General features: G+C 38.7%; 15 protein-coding genes. 10 read left to right on the top strand and 5 right to left on the bottom strand.

The features are described from left to right. Nucleotides 1–16 precede the first annotated feature (16 nt). Genes gyrB through yaaA form a run of 3 tightly spaced genes read right to left on the bottom strand, consistent with a single transcriptional unit; the run spans nucleotide 17 to nucleotide 3,317 of the window. Nucleotides 17–1,966 carry a DNA topoisomerase (ATP-hydrolyzing) subunit B gene (gene gyrB / locus IEU90_RS00545; RefSeq protein WP_188357578.1) on the bottom strand — a complete coding sequence of 650 codons (1,950 nt, stop codon included), beginning with the start codon at nucleotides 1,964–1,966 and terminating at the stop codon, nucleotides 17–19. Then, nucleotides 1,963–3,087 carry a DNA replication/repair protein RecF gene (gene recF / locus IEU90_RS00550; protein WP_153709418.1) on the bottom strand — a complete coding sequence of 375 codons (1,125 nt, stop codon included), beginning with the start codon at nucleotides 3,085–3,087 and terminating at the stop codon, nucleotides 1,963–1,965. The genes gyrB and recF overlap by 4 nt, the downstream gene beginning before the upstream one ends. Nucleotides 3,088–3,095: 8 nt before the next feature. Continuing rightward, a complete protein-coding gene (gene yaaA, locus IEU90_RS00555; protein ID WP_153709417.1) occupies nucleotides 3,096–3,317 on the bottom strand; it encodes a S4 domain-containing protein YaaA in 222 nt (73 codons plus the stop codon). A gap of 272 nt (nucleotides 3,318–3,589) precedes the next feature. On the opposite strand from yaaA, the gene IEU90_RS00560 reads away from it, so the two are divergent. After that, nucleotides 3,590–4,384 carry an SDR family NAD(P)-dependent oxidoreductase gene (locus IEU90_RS00560; RefSeq protein WP_153709416.1) on the top strand — a complete coding sequence of 265 codons (795 nt, stop codon included), beginning with the start codon at nucleotides 3,590–3,592 and terminating at the stop codon, nucleotides 4,382–4,384. Nucleotides 4,385–4,450: 66 nt separating this feature from the next. On the opposite strand, the gene dnaN is transcribed toward IEU90_RS00560, so the two are convergent. Both dnaN and dnaA read right to left on the bottom strand, forming a co-directional pair. Beyond that, nucleotides 4,451–5,593, bottom strand: a complete 1,143-nt coding sequence (dnaN, locus tag IEU90_RS00565) for a DNA polymerase III subunit beta (RefSeq protein ID WP_153709415.1) — start codon at nucleotides 5,591–5,593, stop codon at nucleotides 4,451–4,453. Nucleotides 5,594–5,769: 176 nt separating this feature from the next. Beyond that, nucleotides 5,770–7,092 (bottom strand): chromosomal replication initiator protein DnaA, encoded by a 1,323-nt coding sequence (dnaA, locus tag IEU90_RS00570; protein WP_153709414.1) that lies wholly within the window; start codon nucleotides 7,090–7,092, stop codon nucleotides 5,770–5,772. Nucleotides 7,093–7,588: 496 nt separating this feature from the next. Here dnaA and rpmH point away from each other — a divergent pair, with 496 nt between their 5' ends. The 9 genes from rpmH to IEU90_RS00615 all read left to right on the top strand — a co-directional run bounded on the left by rpmH (nucleotide 7,589) and on the right by IEU90_RS00615 (nucleotide 18,475). Continuing rightward, the gene (gene rpmH / locus IEU90_RS00575; protein ID WP_003665227.1) at nucleotides 7,589–7,723 is read left to right on the top strand and encodes a 50S ribosomal protein L34; all 135 of its coding nucleotides are present in this window, start codon (nucleotides 7,589–7,591) and stop codon (nucleotides 7,721–7,723) included. Between the two features lie 139 nt (nucleotides 7,724–7,862). Further along, nucleotides 7,863–8,216: a ribonuclease P protein component gene (gene rnpA, locus IEU90_RS00580; RefSeq protein ID WP_153709413.1), complete on the top strand. Its 354-nt coding sequence runs from the start codon at nucleotides 7,863–7,865 to the stop codon at nucleotides 8,214–8,216. 3 nt (nucleotides 8,217–8,219) lie between these two features. After that, nucleotides 8,220–9,053, top strand: coding sequence for a membrane protein insertase YidC (gene yidC / locus IEU90_RS00585; protein WP_188357579.1), 834 nt, complete (start codon nucleotides 8,220–8,222; stop codon nucleotides 9,051–9,053). A gap of 101 nt (nucleotides 9,054–9,154) precedes the next feature. Further along, nucleotides 9,155–9,904, top strand: coding sequence for an RNA-binding cell elongation regulator Jag/EloR (gene jag / locus IEU90_RS00590; RefSeq protein WP_153709411.1), 750 nt, complete (start codon nucleotides 9,155–9,157; stop codon nucleotides 9,902–9,904). Nucleotides 9,905–10,062: 158 nt separating this feature from the next. Further along, entirely contained in the window at nucleotides 10,063–11,451 is a 1,389-nt protein-coding gene (gene mnmE / locus IEU90_RS00595) for a tRNA uridine-5-carboxymethylaminomethyl(34) synthesis GTPase MnmE (protein WP_153709410.1), read from the top strand. 8 nt (nucleotides 11,452–11,459) lie between these two features. Next, nucleotides 11,460–13,403, top strand: coding sequence for a tRNA uridine-5-carboxymethylaminomethyl(34) synthesis enzyme MnmG (gene mnmG / locus IEU90_RS00600; protein WP_188357580.1), 1,944 nt, complete (start codon nucleotides 11,460–11,462; stop codon nucleotides 13,401–13,403). Between the two features lie 198 nt (nucleotides 13,404–13,601). After that, entirely contained in the window at nucleotides 13,602–15,521 is a 1,920-nt protein-coding gene (gene asnB / locus IEU90_RS00605; protein ID WP_153709408.1) for an asparagine synthase (glutamine-hydrolyzing), read from the top strand. 138 nt (nucleotides 15,522–15,659) lie between these two features. Then, a complete protein-coding gene (locus IEU90_RS00610) occupies nucleotides 15,660–17,210 on the top strand; it encodes a UDP-N-acetylmuramoyl-L-alanyl-D-glutamate--2,6-diaminopimelate ligase (RefSeq protein WP_153709407.1) in 1,551 nt (516 codons plus the stop codon). Between the two features lie 20 nt (nucleotides 17,211–17,230). Further along, entirely contained in the window at nucleotides 17,231–18,475 is a 1,245-nt protein-coding gene (locus IEU90_RS00615) for a carboxylate--amine ligase (RefSeq protein ID WP_153709406.1), read from the top strand. The last annotated feature ends 3 nt before the right edge of the window (nucleotides 18,476–18,478 follow it).

An 18,478-nucleotide genomic window follows, 5' to 3' on the forward strand; every position in this document is an offset into this window, starting at 1 on the left:
AGTAAACAACAGTCAATTACAAGTCAAGGTTTTCAACAAACTTCGCATTTTCCTCAATGAAATCGCGCCGTGGTCCAACCTTAGTTCCCATTAGCATTGGGAAAATCTTATCTGCCTGTTCTGCATCATCTAATTTCACTCGTAACAGGTGCCGATTTTCTGGATCCATTGTGGTTTCCCATAATTGTTCAGCATCCATTTCCCCTAATCCTTTGTACCGTTGAATAACTGGCTTGGGACTAGGTTGAAGCGAGCTTACTACTTGTTCCAATTCTTCATCAGAATCAATATATTTCACAAACTTACCTTGCCGAACCTGATATAGCGGTGGCTGAGCAATGTAAACATAGCCATGGGTAATCATCGGTTTCATAAAACGGTAGAACAAGGTTAATAATAATGTCCGAATATGGGCACCATCAACATCCGCATCGGTCATAATAATCAGCTTATGGTAATTGGCCTTAGTAATATCAAAGTCATCCCCAAAGCCAGTACCTAATGCCGTAAATAGTGAACGGATTTCATCGTTAGCTAAGACACGATCAAGGGTTGCTTTTTCAACATTTAAAATCTTCCCTCGAATTGGGAGAATTGCCTGAGTCAACCGAGACCGCCCTTGTTTAGCAGAACCACCGGCTGAGTCCCCCTCGACGATAAATAATTCTGAAATTTCTGGATCCTTACTTGTATTATCTGCTAACTTACCAGGCAAGTTGCTAATTTCAAGACCGCTCTTTTTACGAGTAACCTCACGAGCCCGTTTAGCTGCAACCCGTGCTTTAGAAGCCAGTTGCCCCTTTTCAATAATTTGCCGTGCTTCATCTGGATGTTCTAATAAGAAACGATTAAATGTCGCAGCGAAAACGTGGTCTGTAGCTGTCCGTGCATCTGAATTACCTAATTTAGTTTTGGTCTGACCTTCAAATTGCGGATCAGGGTGCTTAATAGATACGACTGCGGTTAAACCTTCACGAACGTCATCACCTGAAAGCGTCTCGTTATTTTTAAGTATGCCTGCCTTATGTCCATAATCATTAATTACGCGGGTAAGAGCCATCTTAAACCCTGTTTCGTGGGTCCCACCTTCATAAGTATGGATATTATTAGTAAAAGTTAAAAGATTACTGCGGTACGAATCAGTATATTGTAAAGAAACTTCAACCGTAATGTCATTTTCTTTACCCTCAACATAAATTGGCGGATCAAATAAAACATTTTGGTCTTCATTCAAATATTCAACATAGTGACGAATTCCGCCTTCATAATGGAATTCCTTACGCTCATGATCTTCTTTACGCAAGTCTTCAATCGTAATCTTTAGCCCTTTGTTCAGGAAAGCCAACTCTCTTAAACGATCTGTTAACGTTTTAATGTTATAAGTTGTTGTTTCACGGAAGATTTCCGGATCTGGCTTAAAATGAACCGTCGTACCATGTTCTGTTTCTGGAAGCCCTTCTTCAATTACTTTCATGGAAGACTTAACATGACCGTGATCAAAGTCCATGTAATACCGTTTTCCTTGACGGGCAACCTTTACATCTAGTTCAGTGGATAAAGCATTAACTACTGATGCACCAACACCATGCAGCCCACCTGAAACCTTGTATCCGCCACCGCCAAATTTACCACCAGCGTGCAGAACCGTGAAAACTGTTTCCAATGCAGACTTGCCGGTTTCCTTTTGTGTATCAACCGGAATACCACGTCCATTATCCTTAACGGTGATACTGTTGTCGGGATTAACTACCACATTAATTTCATCACAAAATCCAGCGAGTGCTTCATCAATCCCATTATCAACAATTTCCCAAACAAGATGGTGGAGTCCTTGGGCTGATGTTGACCCAATATACATCCCTGGACGTTTACGAACTGCATCTAATCCCTTTAAAACCTGAATTTGACTAGCATCATATTCGCTAGCCAATTCCTCTTTGGTTTCTTTTTGTTGCTCGTTGCTCACTTTACTTCCTCCTTATTCAAAGTGCCGTGCTCAATTTCAAAGATTGTGGGTTCATTAATTAACTGACGGGCAACATCACTTAGACTTGTCGTCGTTAAAAAAGTTTGAACTTTATTCTGAATTGCCGTTAACAAGTGTGTCTGCCTAATCGTATCGAGTTCGGATAATACATCATCTAACAACAATAGCGGATATTCACCCGTTTGTTCTTTCATCAAATCAATCTCTGCTAATTTAACTGACAATGCAGTAGTACGCTGCTGTCCCTGCGACCCAAACGCCTGAACATTTTTATCATTTACTAGAAAACGAATATCATCACGGTGAGGGCCATAAATTGTCGTTCCCTGTTCAATTTCACGCTGCTCATTATCCTGATACAGCTTAAAAAGTGCTTGATATGCTTCTTCAACTGTTGTTTCATCACTAACCTTTAATTGATTAACATATTCAAGCCGCAATGTTTCCTTATTTAACGAAATCTCGCGATGAAGGTCTGCAGCCCATCCTTCAAGATGTTTTAAGAAATGTTGACGTGCCACAATTACTTCCGCACCAAAAGCAGCAAGCTGATCAGATAATACGCCTAGAAGAACACGATCAGTTTGTTGCTTATATTTTAGTTGCTTTAAATATTTGTTTTTCTGTCGCAACAATGCACGATATTGTCCAGCATTATAAAGATACTTGCTACTCATCTGACTAAATTCACGATCCATAAAATGGCGCCGCAGTGCAGGTGACCCTTTTACGAGTGTTAGGTCTTCTGGGGCAAATAATATTGCGTTTAGTTGACCGACATATTGTGATAATCGGGCTTGTTCTAAGTGGTTTACCTTGGCTTTTTTCCCCTTACTTGTAAACTGTAGCTCAAGAGGAATCTTGCCGGTGCTTTTTTCAACAATCCCGCTTACTAATGCTGATTTTTCCTGCCAATTAATAAGCTCATGATCATTACTTGTCCGATGACTCTTAGTCAACGAAAGAACATAAATCGCCTCTAGCATATTTGTCTTGCCTTGTGCATTATGTCCAATTAAAACGTTCACTCCAGGATTGAAGTGAACGGTAAGATCCTGATAATTTCGAAAATGATGTAAATGCAATTCCGTCAGAATCATATTTATCCCTACTTACTCTTAATAACAAGTAATTGGTGATCAGGAATTTTAATTTTGTCTTCAGGATACAATTTACGTCCACGCCGATCATCTGGTTCATCATTTACTAATACAGCAGTTTCTTTTAAGAACCATTTTGCTGCTCCACCAGTCGGAATGATTCCTTCTTCCTTGAGTAACTGTCCGAGTGTAATAAACGGACTGTCAATCAATACCGTCTTTTCTTCCAATATTTTCACCTACTTTTGTAAGTATATTATACCACATTATTCACCCTAATTTTGCGTTATTAGCCTTTCTAAGCGCATTAACTTAATTTAGTCTTTTTTATCAAAATCAAGTTAAAATGGCTCTACGTTCAAATTTTTAATATATGCTAAGAATATCAGTTAAAAATAATTTATTGGCAACGCATTTTGCATGTATTACTTAAGTCAATTACTTGTATTGAAACTAAAAACAGGGTAATAATTATTAAAAATGATTATGGAGGTAAAGTAACATGGACTTAGGATTAAAGGGTAAGGTAGCCTTAATTACCGGCTCTACTAAAGGAATCGGTAAGGCTATTGCAACCGAAATGGCAAAAGAAGGCACGAACGTTATTATTAATGGTCGTAAGCAAAAAGATGTTGATGCGGTTGTTAATGAGATCAAAGAGCAATACCCTAATACGACCCCGCAAGGAGCACCCTATGATATTTCCCAAAAAGATCAGCGCCAAGAATTATTTAATGCTTTTCCAGAAGTTGACATTTTAGTTAATAATATGGGCATTTTTAAACCAATGGACTATTTCGATATTTCAGAAGAAACGTGGCAGCATTTTATCGATGTTAATTTTTACTCTGGAAATGCTCTTGCAAAATTTTACCTGCCTCAAATGCTGAAAAAAGATTTTGGCCGAATTATTTTTATTGCAAGCGAAGAAGCAGTTATGCCATCAGGTGAAATGCCACAATACAGCTTAACGAAAACAATGAATCTCTCATTAGCAAAGAGTCTTTCAAAATTAACTAAGGGAACTCACGTAACAGTTAATACAATAATGCCAGGTTCAACACTTACGGAAGGTGTCCAACAAATGCTGGTCGACATGTACAGTAATACAGATATTCCAGAAAACGAATGGGAAAGCGACTTTATGAAAAATCACCGGCCCCTTTCACAAATACAGCGATTGATTCGCCCAGAAGAAGTCGGCCGATTCACCGCCTTTGTAGCTAGCCCTTATTCTTCATCATTTTCTGGAGAAGCACTCCGACTCGATGGCGGACTGGTACCAACACTCTTCTAAAAACAAATTCAAATTTAAGCAAAAAAGCAACTCAAGGAAAATTAACTTCCCGGGTTGCTTTTTCTATTAGAATGTCCGCACTGGTGTAATCAGGTGAACAAAATTTTCTTGATCTTCTGTTGGAACTAATGTAAACGGCCGCAACGGTGAAGTAAATGAAATCTTAATCGTTGCTTGACCGAATGAACGCAATGCATCTTTCATGTAGTTTGGATTAAATGAAATTTCAAGGTCATTTCCGTTTAAGGCGCTTGTCGTAACCTCTTCTTCAACCATCCCAATATCAGGAGAATCGCCACTAATCCGCACAAGATTTTCTGACGGCTTTAAACTTAACTTAACAACGTCATTACGACTTTCGTGAGATAAAAGCGAAGCCCGTTCGATTGATGCTAGAAAACTACCTGCTTCAAGTTCCACCGTGGTATCAGCAGTTTTAGGAATCAACTGACTAGTTTCCGGATAATTTCCTTCAAGTAGTCGTGAATAGAAATGAGTATTTCCAAAAATGAATAATACTTGGTTTTCGGTTACTTGCATTTGAACATCTTCGTGAACGTCGCTGATCATTCCCGAAAGTTCTTCCATACTCTTTCCTGGAATAATCACGTCAAAGTCGATTCCATTATCAATATTTTCTAAAACCACTTTCCGTTGTGCTAAACGGTGGCTGTCAGTAGCTACAGCAGTCAAAATACCATCTTTTAAGGTCATGTGAACCCCTGCTAAAATTGGTCGGCTCTCTTGTTTTGACACTGCAATTACCGTTTGGCGAATCACTTCTTTGAGAATGTCATTAGGAAGCGTCACAGTTTTATCGGTTTCGACCTCTGGTAAGTGAGGGAAGTTTTCCGCATCTTGACCATTAATTTGAAACTTTGCAGAACCAGAAGTGATATCGGCTTGGAAACCGCTTGTAACTTCAATAGTTACTTTCTTATCTGGAAGTTTTTTTACAATGTCACTAAAGAAACGTGCTGGTAAAACAATTGCTCCCGTCTCTTCAATGGACAAATCGTTATCTGTGTTGTTAGCATCAATAACACTTTCAATTGTGATATCTGAATTGCTACCAGTTAACACAATGTTGTTTTCATTAACAACCATTTTTAATCCAGTAAGAATTGGAATAGTAGTTTTAGATGAAATAGCACGTAAGACATTATTTAATTGACTAATAAATGCTGTTCGATTAATTGTAAAATTCATATGGTTCAGTCCTTTTTTGAGTGGATATATATATATTTAATTAATAATTTAAAATATAGTAGTAGTAGGGCTTGTTAATATTGTGGATAACTCGATAAAAGCTAAATATAATGAGTTATCCACCTGTTGATAAGTTGTGGATAACTTTGAGGATAAAAATAATAGTTATCCACAACCTATGAGCGAAGTTTAGCTTTTAATTTTGTAATATCATTTTGTAAGTCGGTATCTTTTTTCAGTCCTGCTTCAATTTTATCGATTGCATGAAGGACTGTGGTATGGTCTTTTCCACCAAATTCGTTACCAATTTTTGGTAGTGAAGAATCGGTAAGTTCGCGTGAAAGATACATGGCTATTTGTCGTGGCATGACGATTTGTTTAACCCGTTTTTTACCGAGGATGTCGCTTTGGGTAATATTGTAGAAATCAGCAACTTGTTTTTGAATAGTTGCAATTGAAATCTCAGTTTTTGCTTCGCGATGAAGACCCTTTAATGCTTGAGATGCTAGGCTAGGTGTAATCCGTTCGCCACTAAGATTAGCAAAGGCTTGTACTTTTGTTAGTGCACCTTCAAGTTCACGAATATTGGTATCGATCTGACCAGCAATATAGTTAAGGGTATCGTTACCAATGTCAATATGGTCCTCTTCAACTTTGCTGCGTAAAATGGCAATTCGTGTTTCTAAGTCTGGTGGCGTAATTTCTACTGTTAAGCCCCAGCGGAAACGAGATACAAGGCGGTCTTGTAGTTCTGGAATCTCATTAGGAATGCGATCAGAAGTCATGACGATCTGCTTTTTACGATCATGAAGGGCATTGAAGGTATTAAAGAATTCTAATTGTGTCCCTTCCTTATTGGCTAGAAATTGAATATCATCAATTAGCAGTAAATCTAGGTTACGATATTCTTCCCGTAATTGTTCAGTTGTGTTGTTACGAATAGCATTAATGTAGTCGTTTGTAAAATCTTCGCTAGTAACGTATTTAACGCGCGCATTTGGATTAACTTGCAGCATATGGTTACCAATAGCTTCCATTAGGTGCGTCTTGCCTAATCCAACACCACCATAAATAAAGAGCGGATTATAAAGACTACCTGGACTTTCAGCAACAGCGAATGCTGCAGCGTGAGCCATTTTATTTCCTTCTCCAACAACAAATGTTCCAAAATTATAATGAGGATTTAATGGAGTATCCATTTCGAAAGAAGGGGTTATGTCGTCTTGCGTTTTTTTATTTGTGTAGGTAAATTCTCCCTCTAAAATATAATGCGGCTCTACGGAATGGCCTAACTCACGCTGGGCGAAATCCTTAAGCTGCGTATTTAAATTTTTGCGCCAAAAATCGCGGTGCACCGGAGTGGGCACCTCGATTTCTAGTTGATTTTGAGAGAGAGAAATTGCTTTTGCCGGAGCAATCAAAGTGTCAAAGGTAACCGGAGTGGTATCTTGACGAAATGAATTTTGGATCGCTTCCCACAGAGAATCGAGCTCAGTCAAAATAATTCCCCCTAAAGTATTAAATTACAAACGGTATTTTATCATTACATAGCGAAGTTTTCCACAACCAAGTGAAGAATAATAAAAAAGTTTACACAACGCTGTGTGTAAAATACTAATATGCCTGTGTAAAAACTCAAAATTAATAGTTTGTGTAGAGTTATCCACAAAAATATGTTGATATAGGTTGTTGATATAATAGCAAAAGTAAGAGTTATCAACAACTAAAAGGGTACTTGTGGATAACTTTATAAACAGGTGTGGATTTGGGGATAAGGGCTGAATAACCCTGTTGATAACTTGTCCACAAAAGCAAAAATTACACAACGCTGTGGATTATTTATCCCGTTTTGTTAATAACCAAAAAATTTTAAATAAAAATTCAACGTTTATTAATTTCATTAAGTGTGGTATACTACCAAAGTATGTTTGAAGAGATCGTCTTTTTAGACTCTAGAAACCAAACCACTCGAAATATAATAGGAGGTGCAATTGTATGAAGCGCACGTTTCAACCAAAGAAGCGTCACCGTGCACGTGTCCATGGCTTCCGTAAGCGCATGAGCACCAGTAACGGCCGTAAGGTATTAGCACGTCGGCGTCAAAAGGGCAGAAAAGTATTATCTGCATAACCACGGCCACTTTTACAGTGGCTTTTTTTATTGTGTGGGGCAGGGCAGTCAGCTTGACGAGCCATTGGAATCGTTAAAGTTGTCGTATGTCCAGCCCTATTTTTATATCTACTTAAAATTAAGGCTGGGGATTATATACATGAGAAAATCATATCGCGTAAAAAAGGAAAGTGAGTTTCAACGGGTTTTTGAAACCCATAATTCCGTAGCCAACCATAAATTTGTCGTGTATCAAATGGAAAAACCAGGACAGAAACATTTTCGAGTCGGCATTTCTGTTGGGAAAAAGATTGGAAATGCTGTTCATCGTAATTGGGTTAAGCGGCGAATTCGTCAAACCCTATTAGAGGTAAAACCACAATTGCGGTCTGATGTTGACTTTTTGGTTATTGCTAGGACAGCGGCAGATGGTTTATCGATGGCAGAAACAAAGAAAAACCTAGTGCATGTCTTAAAACGAGCACATCTGTTAGATGAAAAAAGTGAGGATTAGGATTTGAATAAGAAAACGAAAAAATTCCTAAGCTTAGGGGCAATCATGAGTTTAACGTTATTATTAGCTGCTTGCTCTAATAAGCCGATTACAAGTCATAGTACTGGTATCTGGGATCATTACATTATCTATAATTGTTCGCAATTCATTATCTGGCTATCCAAGCATTTTGGCGGATATGGAATGGGGATCATTATCTTTACGATCATCATTCGGATTATTTTGCTACCATTGATGTTCTATCAAACGAAGACGATGATGAAAACGCAAGAACTTGCTCCTAAGCTAAAGGCAATTCAGAAAAAGTATTCATCACGTGATCGAGAATCAATGCAAAGGATGCAAATGGAAACCCAAAAGCTTTATAAAGAAGCAGGAGTTAATCCGTGGGCATCAATGCTACCTTTATTGGTTCAGTTGCCAGTTATGTGGGCACTTTACCAAGCAATTTGGCGAACAAGCGCATTGCGGAACGGAACTTTCCTATGGTTGCAATTAGGACACCCGGATCCGTATTACATCATGCCAATTTTAGCGGCGTTATTTACGTTTATTAGTTCTTGGTTATCAATGGCTTCAATGCCAGAGAAGAACTCGATGACGACTACAATGACATGGTTTATGCCAATTATGGTATTTTTCATGGCATTAGGATTCTCATCAGCTATTACCCTATACTGGGTGGTAACAAACGCTTTCCAAGTTGTTCAAACACTTATCATTCAGAATCCATTTAAGATTCGTCGTGAGCGAGAAGAAAAGCAACAAGCTGAAAAGGTAAAGCGTCGCAAGATTGAAAAAGCAAAACGTCGGGCTTACCAAAGTCGGCGGAAATAAATTTTGGGGGTTGTAGTAAGAAAATTACTGCAAGCCTTTTTATTTGTTGGGAACTTTAAGTAGATTACAGGTCATAAACAAAACATGTGGGGGATAGGACAATGACAATCTTTGTTGGGACAACGATTGAAGAAGCAAAGGAAAAGGCAAGTACACAATTAAAGCTAACTGCGGGACAAACAATTGACATTAAGGTTATTCAGCAGCCACGGCACGGATTTCTAGGAATTGGTCGACGAGAAGCTAAAATTGATGTAGTGGTAAAAGATAAGGAAAGACTTTCAGCTTCAATAAAAGAAGAGAGCAAAGAAATAGATGAGGCGCCATCAAATATTAAAGATGGGGAACTAGATCCAGCCGAAATTAAACGCCGGCAGGAAGCTAACCTAAAGAAGGTTCGAGAAACTAGCACTCAACTAGTGGATTATCTTGTAACAGTATTTAAGGAACTAGGTATTATTGTTAAGCCTAAAATTACCGAATTAGAAGCTCATGAACTAAAAATAGATCTTGAAACAGCAGAAAATGGCCGGGTAATTGGTAAACATGGCCGGCGAATCAATGCAATGGAACAGCTTAGCAACACATTCATGGATTACCATGGAGCTGCCAAGGTAAATGTTGTTCTTGATACATCTAATTATCGTGAACGTCGACGAGAAACGATCCACCACTTGGCACAAAAGGCAGCTACAGAAGTCGTTGCTAATAGGAAAGCTGTCTTTATGGATCCAATGCCAGCACGTGAACGAAAACAAATTCACCAAGAATTAGAGAGTAATGATCATGTTAAGACCTACTCTCATGGGCGTGAACCATACCGCAGTGTTGTAATTGCGCCCAAAGATTAACTTATTTATTGACAATTTGTAGTAATAATTTTAGAATATGAGCGGTTATAAATTTTAATACTCGTTAAAGTAGTGAAAGTGCTTTGACCATGTTAGTAACGATTTTCGTTATTATGCATGGACTGGCACTTTTTTTGTTAGAAAGGAGTAAAGTAGCGATGGCAAACAGCGAGAATGATACGATTGCAGCAATTTCAACGCCAGTCGGTGAAGGAGGCATCTCCATTATCCGGATTAGCGGGGATGATGCGGTGAAAGTTGCACAACGGATTTACAAGGGCAAAGATCTCGCAAAGGTAGCAAGTCACACTATTAATTATGGTCATATTGTCGACCCCGATACGGACCAAGAAGTTGATGAAGTAATGGTCTCAGTAATGCGGGCGCCTCATACATATACCCGCGAAGATATAATCGAAATCAACTGCCATGGTGGATTATTAGCAACTAATCGTATTTTGCAATTAGTACTCAGCTTTGGCGCACGGATGGCAGAGCCTGGGGAATTCACTAAACGCGCCTTTTTAAACGGACGGATTGACTTATCACAATCTGAAGCTGTAATGGACTTGATTCGGGCTAAAACAGATAAGTCAATGAAAGTTGCGCTGAATCAACTAGATGGCGATTTGTCACGGCTGATTCGGCATTTGCGTAAAGATATTTTGGATGTTTTAGCGCAAGTTGAGGTTAATATCGATTATCCAGAATATGACGCAGTTGAAGAAATGACAACGAAGCTCTTAAAAGAGAAGGCGGCAGATATTCAGCAACGAATCCAAAGTTTATTAAAAACAGCTAAACAAGGGAAAGTTTTACGGGATGGTTTAGCGACAGCAATTATTGGTCGGCCAAATGTCGGTAAATCGAGTCTGCTAAACTCACTGTTACATGAAGATAAGGCAATTGTCACGAACATCGCAGGAACGACCCGTGATGTGATTGAAGAATATGTAAATGTAAACGGTGTGCCATTAAAATTAATCGATACAGCTGGAATTCGTGATACTAATGACCAAGTAGAAAAGATCGGGGTGGAGCGGAGTCGAAAAGCATTAAGTGCCGCTGACTTGGTTCTTCTATTAATCGATAGCGCTGCTGACTTAACTGATGAAGACCGTCAATTACTTGAAGCAACGAAGGATAAACAACGAATCATTATTTTGAATAAAACGGATCTTCCACGGAAGGTTAACTTAGATGAATTAAAAGAATTAGCAGAAAACAGCGCAGTTATTGAAACTTCAATTGTCAATCATGATGGAATGGATCAGCTTGGTGACCAAATCAGTCACATGTTCTTTAACGAAGGAATTGAGAGTAGTCAAAGCAATGTGATGGTTACTAATGCGCGGCATATTGGATTGTTACATCAAGCAAACGATGCCTTAAATGATGTTTTGAAAGGTATTAATGATGGGATGCCGGTTGACCTTGTTCAAATTGATATGACCAGGTGCTGGGATTTATTAGGTGAAATTACAGGTGACAGTTATCAAGATGAACTGTTAGATCAGCTATTTAGTCAATTCTGTTTAGGAAAGTAGGGAAAAGAATGAAAAGTTCAGAAGCATTGCAAACATCAGATGCTGTACAATACGATGCTGGCTCATATGATGTAATCGTTGTTGGCGCAGGACATGCTGGAAGTGAAGCGGCATTAGCGGCAGCACGGATGGGTAATAATACCTTATTAGTAACGATTAATCTTGAAATGGTTGCATTTATGCCATGTAATCCTTCTGTTGGTGGTCCGGCAAAGGGGATTGTAGTCCGAGAAATCGATGCTCTTGGTGGCGAAATGGGTCATAACATTGATAAGACTTATGTTCAAATGCGAATGCTTAATACTGGTAAGGGTCCGGCAGTTCGGGCATTACGAGCACAGGCAGATAAACATGCATACCATCGTGCAATGAAGCAGACGATTGAAGAAGAACCTAACTTAACTCTTCGCCAGGCAACTGTTGACCAATTAATTGTTGAAGATGGTGTTTGTAAAGGAGTAGTTACCAATACTGGTGCTCGTTATCATGCTAAGACAGTTGTATTGACCGTGGGAACAGCAGCACGGGGAAAAATTATTATTGGTGAATTACAATATGAATCTGGTCCTAATAACTCTAAGTCAGCAGTAAAGTTATCTGAAAACTTGGAAGAACTCGGCTTTGACCTTGAACGTTTTAAGACCGGTACTCCGCCACGTGTTAATGGAAATACGATTGATTATGATGCAACGGAAGAACAACCAGGGGATGAAGAGCCACACCACTTTAGCTTTGATACACCAGATAGTGCCTACATTCCGATTAGTGAACAATTATCTTGTTGGTTAACTTATACGAATGAAGGAACCCACGCGATTATTCGTGAAAATCTAAGTCGGGCACCAATGTTTTCTGGTGTAATTAAGGGTGTTGGACCACGTTACTGTCCATCGATTGAAGATAAAATTGTTCGTTTTGCTGACAAGCCCCGCCACCAGGTTTTCCTTGAACCAGAAGGCCGTGATACTGATGAATATTACCTTGATGGAATTTCAACCTCCATGCCAGAGGAAATCCAACAAAAGATCGTTCACTCAATCAAGGGCTTGGAAAAGGCAGAATTAATGCGTCCCGGCTATGCAATCGAATATGATGTCGTTGCGCCATACCAACTCCACCCAACTTTAGAAACAAAGATTATTAAGAACCTTTATACTGCTGGCCAAACTAATGGTTCTTCGGGTTATGAAGAAGCAGCTGGACAAGGGTTAATCGCAGGTATTAACGCAGGATTAAGAGCATTAGGGAAAGAGCCGTTTGTGCTTAAACGTTCGGATGCTTATATCGGTGTTATGATTGATGATTTAGTAACAAAAGGAACGAAAGAACCTTACCGTTTACTTACTAGTCGTGCTGAATATCGGTTGATTTTACGGCACGATAATGCTGACTTCCGATTAATGGAAATGGGACATAAGATCGGTTTGGTTAGCGATGAACGTCTTGCAAAGATGGAGGATAAAAAGCGCCAAGTAGCAGCTGAAATCAAACGATTAAAGGAGATTAAGCTTAAGCCAAGTGATAATAAGGTTAATGAGTTTATTGAAAATCACGGAGATAATCGTTTGAAGGACGGAATTGCTGCAGCGGACCTGTTGAAGCGGCCATACTTTGATTACCAGACACTAGCTGAATTTATTCCTGCACCAGAGCATGAGCTTGATCGCCATGTTATTGAACAAGTTGAGATTCAGTTGAAATATGCCGGCTATATTAAGAAAGAAGAAGTTAAGGTTGAACGGATGAAGCGGATGGAAGCTAAGCGGATTCCAGATGACATTGATTACGGTGATATTGATGGCCTTGCAACGGAGGGACGGCAAAAGCTTGAAAAGATCCGCCCAGAGACTTTGGCACAAGCATCACGGATTAGCGGCGTAAACCCTGCTGATATTGCAATCTTGAGTGTTTATGTTCGACAAGGAAAGTTTTCTAAGAAGGATCATAAATAAAATTTCCCGGGAAATAAGATCTGGAGTAACTGGGTATAAGTTCAGTTCTCCGGATTTTATTATGGTTTTATTAAGGCAAAGGGATAATATACTTAAGGCTGCTATTATATGGTATAATTTAGGTTCGAGTTTTAATAACGAATTTTAAATAACTATTTTGTAATCCGTGAATTTAAGAGAAAGAAGAGGGATTTTATAATGTGTGGGATTGTTGCATTTGTTGATAATGAAAAACCACAAATTAAAGACCAGCTAATTAAAAAAATGAAGGACCGGATTATTCACCGGGGACCAGATGCAGAAGGTCAATATGTCGATGATGACGTAGCTCTTGGTTTCCGCCGGCTAAGTTTTATTGATGTTAAGTCTGGTAATCAACCAATTTTTAACGAAGATAGCTCAAAAGCAATTGAATTCAACGGTGAAATTTATAACTTTGAAGAATTACGTGAAGAGTTAATTAGTAAAGGTCATACATTTAAGACTCATGCCGATACAGAAGTAATCTTGCACGGATATGAAGAATGGGGCAAGAATGTTGTTAACAAGCTTCGCGGAATGTTTGGCTTTATCATTTGGGACTTTAAGACTAAAGAAATGTTTGGCGCGCGTGATCATTTTGGAATTAAACCATTATATTATGCTAAGATGAATGGCACTTTCTTTGTCGGCTCTGAAATTAAGGCCTTTCTTGATCACCCTAATTTTGATAAGCAGCTTAATAAAGAAGCTTTGAAGCCATACATGACATTCCAATATCCGGTTACCCAAGAAACATTCTTCAAGGGTGTTTATCGTCTTCCAGAAGCTCATTATTTCACCTATAAAGACGGTAAATTTGAAATGACCCAATACTGGGACGAAGACTTTGAACCAGAAGATGAGAGTTTTGATGAAGCAGTTAATAAGATTGATAATGTTGTTCAAAACTCAGTTAAGGCGCATACTTTTGCCGATAAGGGAATTAAAGTTGGTTCATTCTTATCAGCAGGGGTTGATTCAAGTCTAGTGACCGCTTTAATGCGTCCTGATAATACCTTCTCTATCGGATTTGATAGTACTTATGATGAAACAAAGCAGGCGCGTGAACTTGCGGCTAAGATGGGCTTGAAGAATACAGATGAAAAGCTGACTAACGAAGAAGCTTTCCATGCCTTCCCAATGATTCAATACTACCTAGACGAACCTGATTCTAATCCATCGGTTGTTCCTTTGTACTTCTTAAACAAGTTAGCAAAGGACAATGGTTACAAGGCCCTTCTTTCTGGTGAGGGTGCCGATGAATTATTTGCTGGCTATATTGACTATGGTTTTAATACCAAGGTTAAGTTTATTCGCTGGGTAACTGACCAGCTAAAGAAGATGCCACGTGAACGGCGGTATAAATTTGCTAAGTGGCTTGATGGGAAGCATTTCCATGGTCAAGAACATATGTATCGTAATTTAGCTCCTGCTCGTGATACCTTTATTGGTCAAGCTTATATCTTCAGCCCAGAAGAAGCAGCAGATTACCTTCAACCAGAATTTGATTGCGGACCAAGTATTGCAGATATTCTTAATCCGCTTTTTGATAAAATGGAAGATAAGGATATTGACGAAGTAGCAAAGAAGCAATACATTGATTTGCACCGCTTTATGCCTGGTGATATTTGCTTGAAGGCAGATAAAATGAGTATGGCTAACTCTGTTGAGATCCGGGTACCGTTGCTTGATAAAGAAGTAATGAAAGTAGCTGAAACCACGCCAACTAAATATCTATTTAACTATAAAGATACAAAGTGGGCTTTTCGGATGGCTGCTAACCGCCACTTACCGGAAGAATGGGCTACGCGGCCTAAGATGGGCTTCCCAACGCCTGTTCGTGCTTGGTTACGTGAAAAGAAGTATTACCAAGAAGTACGTGAATTATTTGAACAGGAATTTGTAAAAGAATTCTTTGATCAAGAAAAGCTTCTTAAGCTTGCTGATGACAACTTTGAAGGTAAAGTAGATGGTCGTCGTAAGATTTGGACAATTTACACCTTCTTAACATGGTATAAGTTATACTTCATTGATAATTTCAAGCCTGATGAGTCTGGAATTGATCATTCCAAAAAGGCAGCTGCAACAGAGGCATAGAAAAATATTAAAGGAGGCGGCGAAGGGCTGTAGACTCTTCTAAGTCTCTTTTTTGTTAATTACGGATCCTTATTTATTTTTATGATAAAAAATGAAATAATATAGGACAGATTAGATTGAAGGAGAATCATTTGCAAGATGGAATTGCATATTACACCGGCTTTAGCGCTATTACGCGAGCACGATTTACTAGACCATGTTAGTAATTTAACTGATTTTACCGCGACGAGTGTGTCTTATGATTCACGAAAGGTAAAAGCAGATACCTTATTCTTTTGTAAAGGGAATTTTTTACCAAAATATCTAGCATCAGCGAAAGAAAAAGGTGCAATTGCTTATGTTGCTGAGAAAGAGTATCCCGAGGGTGAAGGATTACCGGCAATTATTGTTAAAGACGAACAGAAGGCAATGTCTTTATTAGGTGCTGCATTTTATGGTTATCCACAAAACGATTTATTTATTATTGCTATTACGGGGACAAAAGGCAAGACGACAACCGCTTACTTTGCTGACCATGTTTTGGCGAAGAGTACAGATAACCATGTTGCGTTATTCTCCACACTTGATCGTGTTTTAGGCAATAAGCCGAAAGATAAATTCAAATCTGATTTGACTACTCCTGAATCACTGGATCTTTTTCATGATATGCGGGCAGCGGTTGATAATGGGATGACCCACTTAGTAATGGAAGTATCGTCACAAGCATATAAGAAAAACCGCATCTATGGTTTAAAGTATGACGTTGGAATTTTTCTAAATATTTCGCCGGATCATATTGGGCGGAATGAACACCCGACCTTTGCCGATTACCTTCACTGTAAAGAACAATTATTAGTAAATTCAGCTAGATGTCTAATTAATGCTGAAACTTCAAAGTTTACCGATGTATATTACACTGCTAAAGCAACTACTCAACCTGAGAATATATTCTTGTTTGCACGGCGAGGAGCAAAATTAGATTTACCTGATGATGTGCAAGTAGATTTTGAATATCGGAATGATTTGGAAGACCTTCATGAGAGTGAGTTTGAATTAGCGGCCCTGACTGAAAAGGCTAAACACCTGAAATTAGATGGCCGCTACAAGACAAGTGTGCCTGGTGATTACAATGAAGGAAATGCAGTAGCCGCAATAATTGCTAGTGGTCTTGCTGGCGCTAAGGCTAATGATGCGGTCGAAACCTTGAATCATGTTCATATTCGTGGCCGGATGGAAATGATTAATAGTAAGCTACACGGGACGATTTACGTTGATTATGCACATAATTATGCTAGTTTAAAACGTCTCTTAGCATTCTTAAAACGGCAAACTAACGCGGGGAAAGTAACGGTAGTATTAGGTGCAACCGGTGATAAAGGAATTTCTCGGCGTCCAGGATTTGGTAAGGCTCTGACGGAAGAACAGCCAGATGAGGTAATTTTAACAACTGATGATCCGGGTTATGAAGATCCAATGACTATTGCCCGGGAAATAGATTCTTATATCGACCATGATAAAGTGAATAACATTCAATTTGAGATGGATCGTGAAACGGCAATAAAAAAGGCAATAGACGATAGTAAAAATGATGATATTGTAGTTCTTGCAGGAAAGGGTGAAGATCCGTACCAAAAGATTAATGGTAAAGATACTCCATACCCGACTGATGTAAAAATTGCACGTGATTATATTGATAAATTAGAAAAATAATAAAAGAGGAGATAACTTCAATGAGTGAGCAGGAATTTGTTCCATTGATACTAGGTAGTGATTTTAATGCGTATGGAATGGCACGGTCAATGTATGAGAAATACGGGATCAAGTCGCAATTATATGCTCGCCAGCCATTAGCACCTACCCGTTATTCAAAAATTGTGGACTTACATTATAATGAACAGTTACAATCACCAGAAGTATTTACTAAAGTATTAATTGAAGCGGCTGATGAATTTGCTAAACAAGGAAAGAAAACGGTACTGATCAGTTGTGGTGACGACTATACTGAATTAGTTGCCAAAAATCGCAAAGAGCTGTCGAAGCATATGTTCTGTCCATATGCGGACTATGATGAAGTAGCAACTCTAACTGATAAAGAGAAATTTTACAATGTCTGTGAAAAATACGGACTCCCTTATCCAAAGACAGATATTTTGAAGCCGGACCTTGATTATAAGAGTTATAATTCACCATTTGATTTTCCAATCGCTTTGAAGGCAGCTGATGCGGTGCAATGGCATAAAGGTAATTTTGAAGGATATGAAAAAGCCTATATTATTAAAACACCTGAACGATTAGCTGAAGTATTAGAAACAATCTATGAGCATAGTCCGTATAAGGGTGATCTGGTTTTACAAGAATTCATCCCAGGTGATGATAGCAATATGCGGACCATTAATTGCTATGTCGATAAAGATCATAAGGTAAAGATGATGTGCCTCGGTCATCCGCTTCTCGAAGATTGTAATCCGGCAAATGTTGGTAATTATGTTGCGATCATGCCGGCATATGACCAGCAAATCTATGATAATATTAAGAAATTTCTTGAAAGTATTGAGTTTACTGGATTTGTTAACTTTGATCTGAAATATGATCGTCGGGATAACCAGTTTAAAGTATTTGACCTCAATCCACGCCAAGGTCGCAGTAGCTTCTTTGTGTCATTAAATGGTTACCAGCTTGCTACTTTCCCAGTGGAAGATTATGTCTTTGATAATTTAAAAGACCAAGATACAATTTACGGAAATAAGGACGAGAGTAACTATAAATTATGGCTGGGAGTTTCAAAGAAGACCTTCCTCCAATATGCTAAAAATAATGAGATCAAGAAACAGGCTGAAAAATTGATTGAAGAAGGGCGTTATGGGACCACCTTCCATTATGCTAAAGATATGAACTTTATGCGGTGGTTAATGGAACAGCGAATTAACCATAACTATCAGAAGAATTTTGAAAAATATTTTGTTGAAAAGAAATAAAGA

It is taken from the genome of Limosilactobacillus caviae (assembly GCF_014635905.1).
GTDB lineage: Bacteria > Bacillota > Bacilli > Lactobacillales > Lactobacillaceae > Limosilactobacillus > Limosilactobacillus caviae.